Source organism: Pseudomonas sp. HN11, assembly GCF_021390155.1.
GTDB lineage: Bacteria > Pseudomonadota > Gammaproteobacteria > Pseudomonadales > Pseudomonadaceae > Aquipseudomonas.
Genome location: NZ_CP089985.1, coordinates 964,015 through 980,826, shown reverse-complemented (window position 1 = coordinate 980,826; position 16,812 = coordinate 964,015). Strand labels below are relative to the sequence as shown.

21 protein-coding genes are annotated in these 16,812 nt (G+C 59.1%); 11 read left to right on the top strand and 10 right to left on the bottom strand.

Annotated features, from left to right (window positions below):
- Window positions 1–3 precede the first annotated feature (3 nt).
- The 3 genes from mlaD to LVW35_RS04410 are packed head-to-tail and all read right to left on the bottom strand — an operon-like array spanning window position 4 to window position 2,077.
- The gene (gene mlaD / locus LVW35_RS04420) at window positions 4–471 is read right to left on the bottom strand and encodes an outer membrane lipid asymmetry maintenance protein MlaD (RefSeq protein ID WP_003171814.1); all 468 of its coding nucleotides are present in this window, start codon (window positions 469–471) and stop codon (window positions 4–6) included.
- Entirely contained in the window at window positions 471–1,268 is a 798-nt protein-coding gene (mlaE, locus tag LVW35_RS04415; RefSeq protein ID WP_003188592.1) for a lipid asymmetry maintenance ABC transporter permease subunit MlaE, read from the bottom strand. Before mlaE ends, mlaD begins: the two co-directional genes overlap by 1 nt.
- Entirely contained in the window at window positions 1,268–2,077 is an 810-nt protein-coding gene (locus LVW35_RS04410) for an ATP-binding cassette domain-containing protein (protein WP_003171811.1), read from the bottom strand. Before LVW35_RS04410 ends, mlaE begins: the two co-directional genes overlap by 1 nt.
- Before the next feature lie 297 nt (window positions 2,078–2,374).
- Between LVW35_RS04410 and LVW35_RS04405 the strand changes: the two genes are divergently transcribed.
- From LVW35_RS04405 to LVW35_RS04360, 10 genes are all read left to right on the top strand, one after another.
- A complete protein-coding gene (locus LVW35_RS04405; protein ID WP_233893911.1) occupies window positions 2,375–3,349 on the top strand; it encodes a KpsF/GutQ family sugar-phosphate isomerase in 975 nt (324 codons plus the stop codon).
- Window positions 3,350–3,874: a KdsC family phosphatase gene (locus LVW35_RS04400; protein ID WP_233893909.1), complete on the top strand. Its 525-nt coding sequence runs from the start codon at window positions 3,350–3,352 to the stop codon at window positions 3,872–3,874.
- 8 nt (window positions 3,875–3,882) lie between these two features.
- Window positions 3,883–4,455, top strand: a complete 573-nt coding sequence (gene lptC / locus LVW35_RS04395; RefSeq protein ID WP_233893907.1) for an LPS export ABC transporter periplasmic protein LptC — start codon at window positions 3,883–3,885, stop codon at window positions 4,453–4,455.
- Window positions 4,442–4,975 carry a lipopolysaccharide transport periplasmic protein LptA gene (gene lptA / locus LVW35_RS04390; protein WP_233893906.1) on the top strand — a complete coding sequence of 178 codons (534 nt, stop codon included), beginning with the start codon at window positions 4,442–4,444 and terminating at the stop codon, window positions 4,973–4,975. The genes lptC and lptA overlap by 14 nt, the downstream gene beginning before the upstream one ends.
- Window positions 4,975–5,700: an LPS export ABC transporter ATP-binding protein gene (lptB, locus tag LVW35_RS04385; protein WP_233893905.1), complete on the top strand. Its 726-nt coding sequence runs from the start codon at window positions 4,975–4,977 to the stop codon at window positions 5,698–5,700. The genes lptA and lptB overlap by 1 nt, the downstream gene beginning before the upstream one ends.
- Window positions 5,701–5,884: 184 nt before the next feature.
- A complete protein-coding gene (locus tag LVW35_RS04380) occupies window positions 5,885–7,378 on the top strand; it encodes an RNA polymerase factor sigma-54 (protein WP_233893904.1) in 1,494 nt (497 codons plus the stop codon).
- Between the two features lie 75 nt (window positions 7,379–7,453).
- Entirely contained in the window at window positions 7,454–7,759 is a 306-nt protein-coding gene (gene hpf / locus LVW35_RS04375) for a ribosome hibernation-promoting factor, HPF/YfiA family (RefSeq protein WP_003171804.1), read from the top strand.
- Between the two features lie 10 nt (window positions 7,760–7,769).
- Window positions 7,770–8,234, top strand: coding sequence for a PTS IIA-like nitrogen regulatory protein PtsN (gene ptsN, locus LVW35_RS04370; protein WP_061435337.1), 465 nt, complete (start codon window positions 7,770–7,772; stop codon window positions 8,232–8,234).
- Window positions 8,235–8,236: 2 nt separating this feature from the next.
- A complete protein-coding gene (gene rapZ, locus LVW35_RS04365) occupies window positions 8,237–9,094 on the top strand; it encodes an RNase adapter RapZ (protein WP_028618857.1) in 858 nt (285 codons plus the stop codon).
- Between the two features lie 16 nt (window positions 9,095–9,110).
- Window positions 9,111–9,383 (top strand): HPr family phosphocarrier protein, encoded by a 273-nt coding sequence (locus LVW35_RS04360; protein WP_012722237.1) that lies wholly within the window; start codon window positions 9,111–9,113, stop codon window positions 9,381–9,383.
- 38 nt (window positions 9,384–9,421) lie between these two features.
- On the opposite strand, the gene LVW35_RS04355 is transcribed toward LVW35_RS04360, so the two are convergent.
- The 6 genes from LVW35_RS04355 to pmbA form a co-directional block, all read right to left on the bottom strand.
- Complete coding sequence (locus LVW35_RS04355; RefSeq protein ID WP_233893903.1) at window positions 9,422–10,315, bottom strand: ZIP family metal transporter; 894 nt, start codon at window positions 10,313–10,315, stop codon at window positions 9,422–9,424.
- 33 nt (window positions 10,316–10,348) lie between these two features.
- The gene (locus LVW35_RS04350) at window positions 10,349–10,960 is read right to left on the bottom strand and encodes a superoxide dismutase (RefSeq protein WP_233893902.1); all 612 of its coding nucleotides are present in this window, start codon (window positions 10,958–10,960) and stop codon (window positions 10,349–10,351) included.
- 1 nt (window position 10,961) lies between these two features.
- Window positions 10,962–11,390: a hypothetical protein gene (locus LVW35_RS04345; protein WP_233893901.1), complete on the bottom strand. Its 429-nt coding sequence runs from the start codon at window positions 11,388–11,390 to the stop codon at window positions 10,962–10,964.
- 27 nt (window positions 11,391–11,417) lie between these two features.
- Window positions 11,418–12,794, bottom strand: a complete 1,377-nt coding sequence (locus tag LVW35_RS04340; RefSeq protein ID WP_233893900.1) for a class II fumarate hydratase — start codon at window positions 12,792–12,794, stop codon at window positions 11,418–11,420.
- Entirely contained in the window at window positions 12,787–13,182 is a 396-nt protein-coding gene (locus LVW35_RS04335; RefSeq protein ID WP_233893899.1) for a FagA protein, read from the bottom strand. Before LVW35_RS04335 ends, LVW35_RS04340 begins: the two co-directional genes overlap by 8 nt.
- Before the next feature lie 149 nt (window positions 13,183–13,331).
- A complete protein-coding gene (gene pmbA / locus LVW35_RS04330) occupies window positions 13,332–14,678 on the bottom strand; it encodes a metalloprotease PmbA (RefSeq protein WP_233893897.1) in 1,347 nt (448 codons plus the stop codon).
- A 108-nt stretch (window positions 14,679–14,786) separates the two neighbouring features.
- On the opposite strand from pmbA, the gene yjgA reads away from it, so the two are divergent.
- On the top strand, window positions 14,787–15,308 hold the full coding sequence (gene yjgA / locus LVW35_RS04325) for a ribosome biogenesis factor YjgA (protein ID WP_233893896.1): 522 nt from the start codon (window positions 14,787–14,789) through the stop codon (window positions 15,306–15,308).
- 45 nt (window positions 15,309–15,353) lie between these two features.
- Here yjgA and tldD read toward each other — a convergent pair whose 3' ends face one another.
- Window positions 15,354–16,796 (bottom strand): metalloprotease TldD, encoded by a 1,443-nt coding sequence (tldD, locus tag LVW35_RS04320; protein ID WP_233893895.1) that lies wholly within the window; start codon window positions 16,794–16,796, stop codon window positions 15,354–15,356.
- Between the last annotated feature and the right edge of the window lie 16 nt (window positions 16,797–16,812).

Here is a 16,812-nt window from a genome sequence, read left to right as displayed (position 1 = left end):
TCCTCATTTGGCGTCTTTATTGACCGTATTAAGCAGGAATTTACCGATCAGGTCTTCAAGCACCAGCGACGACTGTGTGTCGTGGATTGTCGAGCCATCCTTGAGCAGGGCTGTCTCCCCACCCACGCTGACACCGATGTATTTTTCGCCCAGCAGACCCGCAGTGAGGATAGATGCAGTGGAGTCGGTCGGCAGATTATCTACCTTCTTGTCCAGTTGCATGGTCACTCGCCCGGTGAAGCTGTCGCGGTCCAGATCGATTGCCGTGACCTTGCCGATGGTCACACCGGCCATGGTCACCTTAGCTCTGACAGTCAAACCGGCGATATTGTCGAAGTAAGCGTAAAGTTTATAAGTATCGGCGGTAGGGCTGGCCGACAGGCCGCTGACTCGCAGGGCCAACAACAGTAAAGCCAGGATGCCAGCCAGCAAGAAAAGGCCGACACCGATTTCCACAGTGCGGTTTTGCATCAGAAATCTCCAAACATCAAGGCGGTCAAAATGAAGTCAAGGCCCAGTACCGCCAGCGAGGCGTACACTACGGTCTTGGTGGTGGCGCGACTGATCCCTTCTGAAGTGGGCTCACAGTCGTAGCCTTGGAATACGGCGATCCAGGTCACTACAAAGGCGAAGACGATGCTCTTGATGATGCCGTTGAGCACATCACCCGTGAAGGTCACGCTGTTTTGCATGTTGGCCCAGTAGGAGCCGTCGTAGACGCCCAGCCAGTCCACCGCCACCCACGAACCACCCCAGATACCGACCACGCTGAAAATCATCGCCAGCAGAGGCAGGGAAATGAAGCCGGCCCACAAACGCGGGGCAACAATGTACTTGAGCGGGTCCACGCCGATCATTTCCAGGCTGGACAGCTGTTCAGTGGACTTCATGTTGCCGATTTCGGCGGTCAACGCAGACCCCGCGCGCCCAGCGAACAGCAGCGCGGTCACCACCGGCCCCAGTTCACGCAGCAGCGTCAGGGCGACCATCTGCCCCACCGCCTGCTCCGAACCGTAGCTGGAAAGGATATTGAAGCCCTGCAAGGCCAGCACCATGCCGATGAAAACACCGGACACCACGATGATCACGAGGGACATCACACCGACCGAATGCAGCTGTTTGACCAACAGGCCAAAACCGCCGCCTATGCCACCGCGTCCAAGCAGGGCGTGAAACAGGAAAATCGTCGAACGGCCCAGCACTTCGACAATGTCGATGCCTGAGCGGCCGAAAAGGCGAACCTTTTCGATAAGAGATGTCTTGCGCATCAGCGCTTCCCCAGAAGATCTGAGCGGTAGTCCGCTGCCGGAAAGTGAAAAGGCACAGGGCCATCGGGATCGCCGGTCATGAACTGGCGAATACGTGGGTTATCGGCGTTCATCAACTCTTCGGGCGTGCCCTGCCCCAGCACCTGACCATCACCCACTACATAGAGGTAATCGGCGATGCTCGCGGTTTCTGCCAGATCGTGGGAGACCACGATGCTGGTAATGCCCAGCGCATCATTGAGCAAGCGGATCAAGCGCACCAGCACGCCCATGGCGATGGGATCCTGGCCGACGAAGGGCTCGTCATACATGAGGATCTGCGGGTCGAGAGCAATGGCCCGGGCCAGCGCCACACGACGCTTCATACCGCCGGACAGTTCGTCGGGCATCAGGTCGATGGCACCGCGAAGGCCCACGGCCTGCAATTTCAGCAACACAATGTCACGAATCATTTCATCGGACAGCTGGGTATGCACGCGCAGCGGAAAGGCGACGTTCTCGAAAACATCGAGATCCGTGAACAGCGCACCACTCTGGAACAATACCCCCATGTGCTTGCGTGCATCGAACAGATCGCTGCGCGACAGCGTCGGCAGGTTCTGGCCGTTGACCCACACTTCGCCGGCGCTGGGGCGCAATTGCATGCCCATCAGGCGCAACAGGGTAGTCTTGCCGCAACCGGAAGGCCCCATGATGCCCGTGACCTTGCCGCGGGGAATGCGGATATCGACGTTATTGAAGATGCTGCGCGTCCCGCGCTTGAAGGTCAGTCCCTTCAGCTCGACCGCGTAGGCGTTATCGGCACTCATCTAAACTCCTTGGGATGCAGCCTCTCACTCAGACACCACGCTTGTGACAAACGTTTGCAACCGTTGTGCAATAGTTGGCACATGGGCTGTGCGGACCGAACTGGCGGCGAACTATATCACTGCTGGTACAAGGCGCCCAAGGCCGGAACAGCGCTTGTTCAGATTGGGGACAGGGAAAAATCGTTGCTTAGGATGAATATCAAGCGCATTGCGAACAAAGCCTGACGAACTAGCGTGAGGGAAATGATCATTACCGCTATAATCGCCGACTTTTCGTCAGGCTATACGATTTCAGACATGAGCCAATCCAGCGACCTTATTCAATCCGCGCAACGCACCATCCGCCTCGAGCTTGAAGCCGTCGAAGGCTTGCTGGCGCATATCGACGCAGATTTCGTACGCGCGTGCGAGATGATTCTGGCCAGCAAGGGCCGCGTTGTCGTGGTCGGCATGGGCAAGTCGGGCCACGTCGGCAACAAGATCGCCGCCACCCTGGCAAGCACCGGGACCACCGCGTTTTTCGTGCACCCGGCCGAAGCCAGTCACGGCGATATGGGCATGATCACCAAGGATGACATCATCCTGGCGCTGTCCAACTCCGGCACCACCAACGAAATCGTGACCCTGTTGCCGCTGATCAAGCGCCTGGGCATCCAGATGATCAGCCTCACCGGCAACCCGGAGTCGACGCTGGCCAAGGCCGCCGAAGTGAACCTGAATGTTCACGTAGCGCACGAAGCCTGCCCGCTGAACCTGGCACCGACCTCCTCCACCACCGCCGCGCTGGTCATGGGCGACGCCCTGGCCGTGGCGTTGCTGGAAGCCCGTGGGTTTACTGCTGAAGACTTCGCGTTTTCCCACCCAGGTGGCGCCCTCGGCCGCCGTCTGCTGCTGAAGGTGGAAAATGTCATGCACTCGGGCGACGAACTGCCCCACGTCCCGCGTGGCACCCTGCTGAAGGACGCGTTGATGGAAATGACCCGCAAGGGCCTGGGCATGACCGTGATCCTGGAAGCCGACGGCCGTCTGGCCGGTGTCTTCACTGACGGCGACTTGCGCCGCACTCTGGACCGCACCATCGATATCCACACCGCAACCATCGATGCGGTCATGACACCCCATGGCAAGACCGCACGCCCCGAGATGCTGGCAGCCGAAGCCTTGAAAATCATGGAAGATCACAAGATCGGCGCGCTGGTCGTAGTCGATAGCAACGACCAGCCTATCGGCGCCCTGAACATGCACGACTTGCTGCGTGCGGGAGTGATGTAAATGTCCAGCGACCTGTTGCAACGCGGTAAAAACATCAAGTTGGCGATTTTCGACGTTGACGGCGTGCTGACCGATGGCCGCCTGTACTTTCTCGAAGACGGCAGCGAATTCAAGACCTTTAACACCCTCGACGGCCAAGGCATCAAGATGCTGATGGCGGCGGGCGTGCAAACGGCGATTATCAGCGGCCGGAAGACCCCGGTTGTGGAACGCCGCGCACAAAACCTGGGGATTCCTCACCTGTATCAGGGGCGTGAGGATAAACTGGTGGTTCTGGACGAGCTTCTTGGCCAACTCAACCTAAGCTATGAGCAGGTCGCCTACCTGGGCGATGACCTGCCAGACCTGCCGGTGATTCGTCGAGTGGGCTTGGGCATGGCTGTCGCCAATGCGGCGGCGTTTGTTCGCGAGCACGCCCATGGCATCACCACCGCCCGTGGCGGCGAAGGTGCCGCCCGCGAGTTCTGCGAGCTGATCCTGCGTGCCCAGGGCAGCCTTGAAGCGGCCCACGCCGCCTACTTATAGAGCGTTTTATGCTGAGCAAAAAGATTCGCAACTTCCTGCTGTTCGGGGTCATCGCCGCGCTGTTCCTGGCGGTGGGCTACTGGAATATCAGCCCGGAACGCTTTCTCGATCAGCCTGCTGCGCAGGTTGATGAAGGCGCTATCGACTATTACGCCATCAACGCCAAAAGTGTGCAGTTCCTGCCTGATGGCAAGGTGCAGTACGAGATGACGTCAGACAAAGTCGAGCACGTTAAGGCCAGCGAAATCACCTTGCTGACCAACCCGGACATGAACATTTACCGCGGCACCGAGTTCCCATGGCACGTCACCAGCAAGCGTGGTGAGGTCAACCCGGACGGTACCGAGGTGGAACTGATCGACTCGGTGCGCGTCGCGCGTACCGACGATAAAAAGCGTGAGACCGTGATTACCAGCAGTCGCATGACCGTATTCCCGCAGAAGCAATATGCGCAGACCGAGCAAGACGTTAGAATCGACGGCGCTGGCGGTGTATCGACTGGCAAGGGAATGAAAGCGTATTTGAAAGAAAGCAGGATACACCTGCTATCGAACGTAAGAGGACAGTATGAGGCTCGTTAAAACTCTCCCTATTTTGCTCGGTCTGGGCGCAGCACTGGGAAGCGTGAGCGCCTGGGCTCTGCCGAACGATAGCCAGCAGCCGATCCACATTTCGGCTGACGATGCGCAGCTGGATGACAAGCAAGGCGTCGCCACCTACACCGGCGGTGTGATCATCACCCAGGGCTCGATGAAGATCACCGGCAATACGGTGACCCTGACTCGTACCCAGTCCGGCGACATTGACGTGGTCACTTCGGTGGGCAACCTGGCTTACTTCGAACAGAAGCAGGCGCCTACCGACACCGGCCCGATGAAAGGCTATGGCAAGACCATCCAGTACCACGCCCAGCAGAACCGCATCGTGCTGATCGACCAGGCCAAGGTACTCAGCCCCGATGGCAACTCCACGGAAGGTGAGAAAATCACCTACGACACCGTGAAACAGATCGCTAACGCCGGTCGTGCCAATGGCAGTAAGGTCACCGCACCTCGTCCACGCATCGACATGGTTATCCAGCCGAAGAAGAAGGCCGAGTAATGGCAACCCTGAAAGCCCAGCATCTGGCCAAGGCCTATAAAAGCCGTCAGGTCGTGCGCGATGTCAGCCTGTCGATCGACAGCGGCCAGATCGTCGGCTTGCTCGGCCCCAACGGCGCCGGCAAGACCACCTGCTTCTACATGATCGTTGGCCTGGTCCAGGCGGACCAGGGTCGTGTTCTGATCGACGACCTGGACGTGAGCCACCAGCCAATGCATGGCCGTGCGCGCGCCGGTATCGGCTATCTCCCGCAAGAGGCGTCGATCTTCCGCAAACTGTCGGTCGCCGATAACATCATGGCCATCCTCGAGACCCGCAAGGAACTCGACCGTGACGACCGTCGCAAGGAATTGGAAAGCCTGCTGCAGGAATTCCACATCAACCACATTCGCGACAACCTCGGCATGAGCCTTTCCGGTGGTGAGCGCCGCCGTGTGGAAATCGCCCGCGCCCTGGCCACCGCGCCCAAGTTCATCCTGCTGGACGAACCGTTTGCCGGCGTCGACCCGATCTCGGTCGGTGACATCAAGCAGATCATCCATCACCTCAAGGCCAAGGGCATTGGCGTGCTGATCACTGACCACAACGTCCGTGAGACACTCGATATCTGCGAAACCGCGTATATCGTCAACGATGGCCAACTGATCGCCGAAGGTGATTCCGCCACCATCCTGGCCAACGAACTGGTCAAGGAAGTGTACCTGGGTCACGAGTTCCGCCTGTAAACACCGTGGTGTCACGGCCGATGCCACGATGCGCGGGAGTCAATAAAAACCTCCGGATTTTTATTGTTACCGCGCTCTAGGCAAAGCCCCCGACATCAGGCATATAATTTGCTTATGTTTGGCGCTAACGCGCCCTGTCGTGGATGGCGCACTGCGCCGGCGAATAAGGTGTTAAGCCCCTGCCATGAAACCATCGCTAGTCCTGAGAATGGGCCAGCAGCTGACGATGACACCGCAGCTGCAACAGGCCATCCGCCTGCTCCAATTGTCGACCCTGGACCTGCAACAGGAAATCCAGGAGGCCCTGGAGTCCAATCCGATGCTCGAACGCCAGGAAGAAGGCGACGACTTCGATAACGCAGACCCGCTGGCCGATAACATCGAGCAAAAACCCAATTCCGACGTGCAGGAACCCTCCTATCAGGAAACCGCCCCTACGGTGGATAACCTTGAGGAAGGCGAATGGAACGAACGCATCCCCAACGAGCTTCCGGTAGATACCGCCTGGGAGGACGTCTACCAGACCAGCGCCAGCAGCTTGCCCAGCAATGACGATGACGAGTGGGACTTCACCACCCGCACCTCCGCTGGCGAGAGCTTGCAGAGCCATCTACTGTGGCAACTGAACCTGGCGCCGATGTCGGACACCGATCGCCTGATCGCCGTGACGCTGATCGACTGCATCAACAACCAGGGTTATCTGGACGAGACGCTCGAAGAGATTCTTGAGGCGTTCGATCCGGAGCTGGATATCGAGCTGGACGAAATCGAAGCCGTCCTGCACCGCATTCAACAGTTCGAGCCCGCCGGTATTGGCGCGCGCACCCTCAGCGAATGCCTGCTGCTGCAATTGCGCCAGCTGCCGGCCAAGACGCCCTGGCTCACCGAAGCCCAGCGCCTGGTCACTGATTACATCGACCTGCTGGGCAGCCGCGACTACAGTCAATTGATGCGCCGCATGAAGCTCAAGGAAGACGACCTGCGCCAGGTCATCGAGCTGGTACAGAGCCTCAACCCTCGCCCTGGCTCGCAAATCGAGTCCAGCGAAGCCGAATACGTGGTTCCCGACGTGATCGTGCGCAAGGACAACGAGCGTTGGCTGGTGGAGCTGAACCAGGAATCGGTGCCACGCCTGCGGGTCAACCCGCAATACGCCGGTTTCGTGCGTCGCGCCGACACCAGCGCCGACAACACCTTCATGCGCAACCAGTTGCAGGAAGCCCGCTGGTTCATCAAAAGCCTGCAAAGCCGCAACGAAACCCTGATGAAAGTGGCCACCCAGATCGTCGAGCACCAGCGCGGTTTCCTGGAATACGGCGACGAAGCAATGAAACCGCTGGTACTGCATGATATCGCTGAAGCGGTAGGCATGCATGAGTCGACGATTTCGCGGGTGACCACGCAAAAATTCATGCATACCCCACGGGGTATATATGAGCTGAAATACTTTTTCTCCAGCCACGTCAGCACCTCCGAAGGCGGTGAATGCTCGTCCACGGCGATCCGCGCGATCATCAAAAAACTGGTTGCGGCGGAAAATCAGAAAAAGCCATTGAGTGACAGTAAGATCGCTGGTTTACTGGAGGCACAAGGCATTCAGGTCGCCCGTCGAACCGTCGCCAAGTACCGCGAGTCCCTCGGGATCGCGCCTTCCAGCGAGCGTAAGCGTTTGATGTGACGGGCGGGCCACAGCGTTCCAGTGGCAGGTATTCCTACCTGCCGCTTTATGCACTGGCAACGAAGGAGAAGCTGTATGCAAGTCAACATCAGTGGACACCAGCTGGAAGTCACCAAACCCCTGCGTGAATACACCGAAAGCAAGCTGAACAAGCTGGCGGGGCATTTTGACAAGATCACCAATGTGCAGGTCATCATGGAGGTCGATAAGCTCAAGCAGAAAATCGAGGCCACCCTGCACGTACCGAATGCAAAGCTCGTCGCCAATGCGGAACATGAAGACATGTACGCGGCGATCGACTCGCTCTACGACAAGCTGGACCGCCAACTCATAAAGCATAAGGAAAAGAATCTGCACCTGATGCAAGGTACAGGTCGTTAACTCTCCCCCCATGATCCGACTTGAAACCATCCTGACCCCCGGCCGTTCCCTCGTGAATGTGCCGGGAGGCAGCAAGAAAAAAGCCCTCGAACAAATTGCCAACCTGATCGCGCGCGAAGTGCCGGATCTGGAGATGCAAGATGTGTTCGATGCGCTGATTGCCCGTGAAAAACTCGGCTCTACCGGTTTTGGTAACGGCATCGCCATTCCTCATTGCCGCCTCAAAGGCTGCGAAACACCCGTCAGCGCCCTGCTCCACCTGGAAGCCCCCATCGATTTCGACGCTATCGACGGCGCCCCGGTCGACCTGCTGTTCGTTCTGCTGGTCCCACAAGCCGCCACCGATGCACACCTGGAACTGCTCAGGCAGATCGCCAGCATGCTTGACCGCAAGGAAGTACGCGACAAACTGCGTAGCGCCAGTAGCAATGAGGCGCTGTACCAGGTTGTCCTGGATGAACAGAACGGGCAGTAATCATGCGTTTGATCATCGTCAGCGGCCGCTCCGGCTCGGGTAAAAGCACCGCCCTCAATGTTCTTGAGGATAACGGCTTCTATTGCATCGACAATTTGCCCGCTGGCCTGCTGCCGGAGTTGGCTGAACGCGCGTTGATCCACACCGAGCTGGCACAGCCCCTGGTCGCCGTTTCGATCGATGCCCGCAACCTGCCCAGCCACTTGGAGCGATTCCCGCAATTGCTCGAGGAAGTACGGGCCAAGCACATCCATTGCGATGTGCTTTATCTGGATGCTGACGAGGAGACCCTGTTAAAGCGCTTCTCTGAAACCCGTCGGCGTCACCCCCTCAGCAGCCCCCACCGCTCGCTTGCCGAAGCCATTGAAGACGAAACCAAGCTGCTGGGGCCGATCATTGACCTTGCCGACCTCAAGATCAACACCACCAGCCTCAATCTGTACCAGCTGCGGGATGCCATCAAGCTACGCCTGCTGAACCAGCCGGAGCCCGGCACAGCGTTTCTGGTCGAGTCATTCGGGTTCAAGCGCGGCATGCCAGTGGACGCCGACCTGGTGTTCGACGTGCGTTGCCTGCCCAATCCGTACTGGAAGCCGGAGTTGCGTGAGCAATCGGGGCTGGATCAGCCTGTGGCTGACTATTTGGCCGCGCAACCGGATGTGGAGGAGATGTTCCAGGACATTTCCAGCTACCTGCTCAAGTGGCTGCCGCGTTTCGCCGCAAGCAATCGCGCCTATGTCACCATTGCCATCGGCTGCACCGGCGGGCATCACCGCTCCGTTTACCTGACCGAGCGTCTGGGCCAGGTCTTGCAACAAACCCTCAAGAATGTCCAGGTCCGCCACCGCGACCTTAGCTGAAAGGAACACCTGCGCGATGCCCGCTCTGGAAATTGAAATCATCAACAAACTGGGCCTGCACGCCCGCGCCTCGGCGAAATTCGTGGGTGTCGCCGGGCAGTTTCCCTGCCAGATCCGGGCGGGTCGCACGCCGGAGTCCATGGTCGATGGCAAAAGCATCATGGCAATGATGATGCTGGCGGCGGGCAAGGGCACCAAAATTCATTTGAAGACGGAAGGCGAGCAGGAACAAGAAGCAATGGACGCACTCGTGGCGCTGATCAATAACTACTTTGATGAGGGTGAGTAAACACACCCTTTTAAGACGGGCGTGAGGTCGCAACGACTTCACCCTAAAGCAGTATCCATCACCATCATCACGCAAAAGCCGATGCACAGCCCCAAACTGGCGAGCTTTTCGTGACCATTGCGTCGCGACTCGGGAATGACTTCATGAGTCACCACCAACAACATCGCGCCAGCGGCGAGGGCCAGCCCCAACGGCAACAGCATCTCGGCCAGGCTGACCAGCCAGGCACACAGCATGGCAAAGACCGGCTCCACCAGACCTGATGCAGCACCGATCAGGAACGCCTTGACCCGCGACATTCCTGCCCCGGCCAATACCAACGCAATCACCAGCCCTTCCGGCACGTCCTGCAGCGCAATGCCCATGGCCAGGCTGTCGGCATCCGGCATGCCTCCACCGGCGGAGACGCCGACCGCCATGCCTTCCGGGATGTTGTGAGCGATGATGGCAAACACAAACAACCAGATACGCGGCGGGATCACCGGTTTGTCCGGCGTGCCCACCAGCATTTCCGGGCTGGCGCCGGAGACCTTGCGGTCAACCAGATACAGCCCGAAAGCACCCAACATAATGCCAAAACTGATCAATCCACTGGCCCCCCAGGGCGAAAGTCCCAGGCCTTCAGCCGCAGCGATGCCCGGCACGATCAGCGAAAACGCCGTCGCTGCCAGCATGACCCCAGCCCCAAAGCCCAACAACGTATCGCTTAAAGCCACCGGCATCCGTCGAATGACCAGCACCGGCACCGCGCCGAGCGCCGTGCCGAGCGCACAGAGGGATCCGCCCTGCAGGGCGCGCAGCATGCGTGGGTCCAGGTTGAGCCAGGCCAGCCCGTGGGCCACCAGCAATGCAGTACCTGCCAACAGCAACAGCGAGCCAAACGCATAACGAAACATTCGCCCGCTGCTGATCGCCAGTGTTTCAGTGCCCATAGTCGGCCTTAAATCTTGTTATGAAGGTGAATGTCAGGCCACGGCGGCCTGATAGCGGGCGGCAACTTCTGGCCAGTTGATAACACTGTAGAAGGCATTGATGTATTCCGGGCGGCGGTTCTGGTACCGCAGGTAGTAGGCGTGCTCCCAGACGTCCAGACCGAGGATCGGCGTATTGCCGTTCATCAGCGGGCTGTCCTGGTTACCGCTGCTTTCCACCACCAGGGTCTTTTGTGGGGTAACGCTCAGCCAGGCCCAACCGCTGCCAAAACGGGTCAGTGCAGCCTTGGTGAAAGCCTCCTTGAAGCTGTCGAAACCGCCCAGTTGTTCCTCGATAGCCTTGCCCAGCGGGCCTTCGGGTTTACCGCCACCTTTGGGTGACATCACTGACCAGAACAATGAATGGTTGGCATGGCCGCCACCTTGATTGATCACCGCTGCGCGGAGTTTTTCCGGCAGTTGCTGCACGCTGGAGACCAGCTTCTCCACCGGCCAACCCGCAAACTCAGTACCTTCGACTGCAGCATTGAGGTTGTTGATGTAGGTCTGATGGTGCTTGGTGTAGTGGATCTCCATGGTTTGCGCATCGATATGCGGTTCCAGAGCGTCGTAGGCATAAGGCAAGGCAGGCAAGGTATAGGTCATATCAATGTGCTCCGTATTGAGGAGTTGTGGGACGCGCGGTAGCACCACCCAATAGGCGATGAGTGCGAGGGTACTCGCCGTGATCGCTGATGAAATTCAATAGCTCGACGTAGGTTTTGCTGCTCTGGCGCAGCGCCGCTTCCCGCAATTGCGGGCTCAGGCGCGCGTCCTGCATGGTCTGCAGCAGACGCTGATGGATGGCGCAGAGGTATTCCGCGCTTTCCTCCGGTTGGTTCAGGCGCAGGTGCAGGTCCGCCAGGTTGTGATGGGAAATGACGCAGGCCGCCACTGCCTCGTCGGCATCCGCCCAGCGTTCAAACAACACTTGGGCCAGGGCCAGGGCTTGCAAATAGGCCTCGCGAGCGTCAACCAACTCGCCCGCCATAAAGCAGCGATTGGCCCGTTCGATCGTGCGTTTCCAGTGCTCCATGGTGAGCCTCCAAAGCAGGGTCGGTGATTACACACCGCCAGCCGTGAGCTTTTCCGGATCCAGCAGGATTTCCAGTTGGCTGCGCGGCAAGTCGGTGTATTCAAGGGCGACGTCAATCACCGGACGGCCCTGTTGATAGGCCTTCTTGGCGATTTCGGCGGCCTTTTGGTAACCGATGATCGGGTTGAGTGCGGTCACCAGGATCGGGTTGCGCGACAGGGCTTCCTTGAGCTTGGCTTCATTGACCTTGAAGCTGGCGATGGCTTTGTCCGCCAGCAAACGGCTGGAATTGGCCAGCAATTCGAGGCTGCTAAGCAAACTCTGCGCGATGATAGGCAGCATCACGTTGAGTTCGAAGTTGCCCGACTGGCCGGCGACGGTGATCACCGTGTCATTACCGATGACCTGCGCGGCGACCATGGCCGTGGCTTCCGGAATAACCGGGTTGACCTTGCCGGGCATGATCGAAGAACCCGGCTGCAGGCCTTCCAACTCAATCTCACCCAGACCGGCAAGCGGACCGGAGTTCATCCAACGCAGGTCGTTGGCGATTTTCATCAGCGACACGGCAGTGGCTTTTAATTGGCCGGAGACGGCGACGGCGGTGTCCTGAGAGCCAATCAACGCGAACAGGTTCTTGCCGGGGGTGAATTGCACGCCGGACAAGCTGCTCAGTTGCTGGCTGAAACGCACGGCGAACTCCGGGTGTGCGTTGATCCCGGTGCCGACCGCCGTACCACCTTGGGCAAGGGCTTGCAGGCTCGGCAATAGATCCTGCAGGTGGCCGATATTGGCCTTGAGCTGCTGCGCCCAGCCATTGAGCACCTGGCTCATGCGCACCGGCATGGCGTCCATCAAGTGCGTGCGGCCAGTCTTGATGAACGGGTGAACCTCTTCGGCTTTCTGCTCGATCACTTGCACCAAATGCAGCAGGGCCGGCAGTGTTCGCTCATGCAGCACCAGCGCGGCGCTGACGTGGATCGTGGTCGGGATGATGTCGTTACTGCTCTGACCGCAGTTCACGTGATCGTTGGGGTTGATCGCCTCGCCCAGCAAACGGGTGGCGAGGGTGGCAATCACTTCGTTGGCGTTCATGTTGGAGCTGGTGCCGGAGCCGGTCTGGAAGATATCAACCGGGAAGTGCTGCATGTAATCGCCTTCCAGCAAGCCTTGGGCGGCATCGACGATGGCCTTGCCCTGCCCTTCGCTGATTTGCTTGAGGTCGACGTTGACCTTGGCGGCGGCGGCCTTGGCCAGGATGAGGGCGCGAATGAATTGCGCCGGCATGCGTTGGTGGCTGATCGGGAAGTTATTCACCGCACGCTGGGTTTGCGCACCATACAGGGCCTCGGCAGGCACTTGCAGTTCGCCCATGCTGTCGCGTTCGATACGGGTGTTACTCATCGTTAGATCCTTGCACCAGGTCGGAGTGAGAAATAGACGGCAGCAATTCGCAGGTCGCCAATCGCCAAGCAAAGGTCTGCCAACGCTTGAGTCGGCAGGCGCAATGAGAGAGTTTTTCCAGGTCGCGCAGTGGGCGCCAGGCCTGATCCAGGCACATGGAGCGCCAATGCCAGGGCAGCGCGATGTCGCTGGCGGTATCGAGCAGCAGGCGGAATGAGGTTTCGGCGATCGTCCAAGGATGGGTCGCGGTGCAGCACGCCAGGTATCGACCCTCATTGAGGTAATGTTCGATCAGGCGCGGCTCGTTTGGGTCGAGGCCGCAGCGAATCTGGCGACTCATCCAGCGCCAGCTCTCCAGGTAAGGATCCTCATGCAGGACAGGACTCATGATCCACACTCACTCGGTAATGATATTTATTATTAAATGATATTAAGAATCAAAACAATAGCAACAGAACAATCTGCCTGTAAAACGTCCACAAAAAAAAGGCGCACCATCTGATAGATGGCGCGCCTTTGGGTAAAGCCTCGAGAGGATCAGCTTCCGGCGACAGTCATCCGCTCGATCAACACTGAGCCCGTACGAATGTTGCTGCGCAGTTCCAGATCATTACCCACTGCGACGATCTGCTTGAACATATCGCGCATGTTTCCGGCGATAGTCACTTCCTGGACGGCAAACTGGATCTCGCCATTTTCCACCCAGAAACCCGCCGCACCACGGGAATAATCACCGGTGACCATGTTCAGGCCATGGCCCATCAATTCAGTCACCAGCAGGCCACGCCCCATGCGCCGCAGCAGCGCCGCCTGGTCTTCATCACCATGGGTAACGAACAGGTTGTGCACGCCACCAGCGTTGGCGGTGCTTGGCAGACCCAGCTTGCGACCGGCATATGTGCCCAATACGTAAGACACCAGCTCGCCCTTCTCGACAAACGGCTTGGCATAAGTCGCCAGGCCATCACCGTCGAACGACGTACTGCCCAGGGCGCGCATCAGGTGCGGGCGCTCATCGATGGTCAGCCACTCCGGAAACAGCTTCTGGCCAATCGCCCCTTCCAGGAACGAGGACTTGCGGTACAAGTTGCCACCGGAAATCGCACCCAGGAAACTGCTAAACAAGCCACCGGCCAGTTCAGCCGAAAACAGCACCGGCACTTCACAGGTTGGCACCGGGCGCGCACCCAGACGGCTCGCCGCACGCTGCGCCGCGCGCTGACCAATGCTGATCGCGTCCGCCAGCAACTCGCCCTGACGGTTCACGTCATACCAGTAATCACGCTGCATCTGGCCATCGGCTTCGGCGATCATCACGCAGCTCAAGCTATGGCGGGTGGACGCATAACCACCGATAAAACCATGGCTGTTGCCGTACACACGGCAACCCTGATGCGTGCTCAACGTGGTGCCATCGGCGTTCTTGATGCGAGCATCGGCGTCGAACGCGGCAGCTTCACAGATCAGCGCCTTTTCAATGGCCTGTTCTGGCGTGATCTCCCAGGCGTGGAACAGATCGAAATCCTGCAGGTCCTTGGCCATCAGCGCTTTGTCGGCCAGGCCTGAGCTTTCGTCTTCGGAGGTGTGCTTGGCGATTGCCAGCGCAGCCGCAACCGCCTCGCGAATGGCTTCCGGACCGCTGGCCGAGGTACTGGCCGAACCTTTGCGCTGCCCGACATACAAGGTGATACCAAAACCCTGGTCTCGGTTGAACTCAACGGTTTCCACTTCACGCTGACGTACCGACGTCGACAGCCCCTGCTCCAGCGACACGGCGACTTCACAAGCGCTGGCCCCCTGGCGCTTGGCCTCGGCAAGGATCTGCTCGACTTGTTCCTGCAGTGCCGGTAACGCTTGCGGACCGACGCTTTGGGCTGCACTCATGGTTTTCTCCACTCAAATTCTGCTTTCGGTTAAGGCCATCGAGCGACCGGGCCGGACAAGCGGCCCCCGACTGGTTATCATGACGGCGTTTCTTTGCGGACTGCCACCATGGTTGATTCTTACGACGACTCCCTCGATGGGGAGAAAAGCAAAACCCAGGTCAAACGCGAGCTGCATGCTCTGGTTGACCTTGGCGAGCGTCTTACAACGCTCAAGAAGGATTTGATTGCAAAACTGCCATTGACCGACGAAATGCGCCGGGCCTTGGCGGATGCGCCCAAGCACACCGCGAATATCGCGCGCAAACGGCACATCTCGTTTATCGGCAAACTCATGCGCGATCAGGACATTGACGCCATTCTGACGTTGCTCGATCAAACCGATGCCTCCACTCGCCAGTACAACGAACGCTTCCATAACCTGGAACGTTGGCGTGACCGCCTGATCTCTGGCGATGACGCGGTGCTGGAGAAATTCGTGGCGGACTACCCGGACGCGGACCGCCAGCAATTGCGCTCCCTGATCCGTCAGGCCCAGCACGAACTGGCGCATAACAAGGCGCCGGCTACCAGCCGTAAAATCTTCAAGTACATCCGTGAGCTGGACGAGACTCAACGCGGCCTGCGCTGATCCTCTTCCCCGGGTGGCGGTCTTCGCCACCCGAAGCTCCACCGCTTACGAACCCGTGCCACCTACGGTAATCGCATCAATCTTCAGCGTTGGCTGGCCGACACCCACCGGCACCGACTGCCCGTCCTTCCCGCAAGTGCCCACGCCGCTGTCCAGCGACAGGTCGTTACCGACCATCGACACCTTGCTCATGGCTTCCGGACCGTTACCGATCAACGTTGCGCCTTTGACCGGCGCGGTAATCTTGCCGTCTTCGATCAGGTACGCCTCACTGGTGGAGAACACGAATTTGCCGCTGGTGATATCCACCTGCCCGCCACCGAGGTTGGCGCAGTAGATACCGCGCTTCACCGACGCGATGATTTCCGCCGGGTCGCTTTCGCCACCGAGCATGTAGGTATTGGTCATACGTGGCATCGGCAAATGCGCGTAGGACTCGCGGCGACCGTTACCGGTGCGCGCCACGCCCATCAGGCGAGCGTTGAGCTTGTCTTGCATGTAACCCTTGAGCACACCGTTTTCGATCAGGGTGGTGCACTCGGTCGGGGTGCCTTCGTCGTCGACGCTCAGCGAGCCACGGCGACCGGCCAGGGTGCCGTCATCGACGATGGTGCAGAGCTTGGACGCAACCATCTCGCCCATGCGACCACTGTAGGCCGAACTGCCCTTGCGGTTGAAGTCACCTTCAAGACCGTGGCCGACCGCTTCGTGCAGCAGCACTCCGGACCAGCCCGACCCCAGCACCACCGGCAACGTACCCGCCGGCGCCGGAATGGCTTCCAGGTTGACCAGCGCCTGGCGCAACGCTTCACGGGCATAGCCCATGGCACGGTCGTCGGTGAGGAAATAACGGTAGTCGGTACGCCCGCCGCCGCCATGGCCACCGCGTTCGCGACGACCGTTCTGTTCGACGATCACACTGACGTTGAAGCGTACCAGCGGCCGTACATCTGCCGCCAAACCGCCATCGGTAGACGCCACCAGGATGCGCTCCCACACACCGACCATGCTCACAGTGACCTGCTGGATACGCGGGTCGAGGGCACGGGTGGCGGCGTCGATACGCTTGAGCAACTCGACTTTTTCCGCACGGCTGATCACTTCCAGGGGGTTGTCCGGCGCATACAACTGCGCCACATCCTGGGTGCTGAATGCTTGAACGGTGCCGTTCTGGCCGGCACGAGAGATTGAGCGCGCAGCACGCGCAGCCAGGTCCAAGGCTTCCAGGGTGATCGCGTTACTGTAGGCAAAACCGGTTTTTTCACCGGACTGAGCGCGTACGCCGACACCTTGGTCGAGGTTGAAACTGCCTTCCTTGACGATGCCATCTTCAAGGGTCCAGGACTCCGAGATTTGGCCCTGGAAATACAGGTCGGCCGCATCAATACCCGGCCCGGCCAGATCACCGAGCACGGTTTGCAGACTTTCGATGGTCACGCCACCGGGGGCCAGGAGGTGATCACTGACTGAGGACAACAACGCGCTCATAGGTATGGCCTTAAAT

Excerpts from the sequence above, each read along its gene's own strand:
- mlaD (WP_003171814.1), bottom strand. The coding sequence starts at position 471 with ATGCAAAACCGCACTGTGGAAATCGGTGTCGGCCTTTTCTTGCTGGCT.
- mlaE (WP_003188592.1), bottom strand. The coding sequence starts at position 1,268 with ATGCGCAAGACATCTCTTATCGAAAAGGTTCGCCTTTTCGGCCGCTCA.
- LVW35_RS04410 (WP_003171811.1), bottom strand. The coding sequence starts at position 2,077 with ATGAGTGCCGATAACGCCTACGCGGTCGAGCTGAAGGGACTGACCTTC.
- LVW35_RS04405 (WP_233893911.1), top strand. The coding sequence starts at position 2,375 with ATGAGCCAATCCAGCGACCTTATTCAATCCGCGCAACGCACCATCCGC.
- LVW35_RS04400 (WP_233893909.1), top strand. The coding sequence starts at position 3,350 with ATGTCCAGCGACCTGTTGCAACGCGGTAAAAACATCAAGTTGGCGATT.
- lptC (WP_233893907.1), top strand. The coding sequence starts at position 3,883 with ATGCTGAGCAAAAAGATTCGCAACTTCCTGCTGTTCGGGGTCATCGCC.
- lptA (WP_233893906.1), top strand. The coding sequence starts at position 4,442 with ATGAGGCTCGTTAAAACTCTCCCTATTTTGCTCGGTCTGGGCGCAGCA.
- lptB (WP_233893905.1), top strand. The coding sequence starts at position 4,975 with ATGGCAACCCTGAAAGCCCAGCATCTGGCCAAGGCCTATAAAAGCCGT.
- LVW35_RS04380 (WP_233893904.1), top strand. The coding sequence starts at position 5,885 with ATGAAACCATCGCTAGTCCTGAGAATGGGCCAGCAGCTGACGATGACA.
- hpf (WP_003171804.1), top strand. The coding sequence starts at position 7,454 with ATGCAAGTCAACATCAGTGGACACCAGCTGGAAGTCACCAAACCCCTG.
- ptsN (WP_061435337.1), top strand. The coding sequence starts at position 7,770 with ATGATCCGACTTGAAACCATCCTGACCCCCGGCCGTTCCCTCGTGAAT.
- rapZ (WP_028618857.1), top strand. The coding sequence starts at position 8,237 with ATGCGTTTGATCATCGTCAGCGGCCGCTCCGGCTCGGGTAAAAGCACC.
- LVW35_RS04360 (WP_012722237.1), top strand. The coding sequence starts at position 9,111 with ATGCCCGCTCTGGAAATTGAAATCATCAACAAACTGGGCCTGCACGCC.
- LVW35_RS04355 (WP_233893903.1), bottom strand. The coding sequence starts at position 10,315 with ATGGGCACTGAAACACTGGCGATCAGCAGCGGGCGAATGTTTCGTTAT.
- LVW35_RS04350 (WP_233893902.1), bottom strand. The coding sequence starts at position 10,960 with ATGACCTATACCTTGCCTGCCTTGCCTTATGCCTACGACGCTCTGGAA.
- LVW35_RS04345 (WP_233893901.1), bottom strand. The coding sequence starts at position 11,390 with ATGGAGCACTGGAAACGCACGATCGAACGGGCCAATCGCTGCTTTATG.
- LVW35_RS04340 (WP_233893900.1), bottom strand. The coding sequence starts at position 12,794 with ATGAGTAACACCCGTATCGAACGCGACAGCATGGGCGAACTGCAAGTG.
- LVW35_RS04335 (WP_233893899.1), bottom strand. The coding sequence starts at position 13,182 with ATGAGTCCTGTCCTGCATGAGGATCCTTACCTGGAGAGCTGGCGCTGG.
- pmbA (WP_233893897.1), bottom strand. The coding sequence starts at position 14,678 with ATGAGTGCAGCCCAAAGCGTCGGTCCGCAAGCGTTACCGGCACTGCAG.
- yjgA (WP_233893896.1), top strand. The coding sequence starts at position 14,787 with ATGGTTGATTCTTACGACGACTCCCTCGATGGGGAGAAAAGCAAAACC.
- tldD (WP_233893895.1), bottom strand. The coding sequence starts at position 16,796 with ATGAGCGCGTTGTTGTCCTCAGTCAGTGATCACCTCCTGGCCCCCGGT.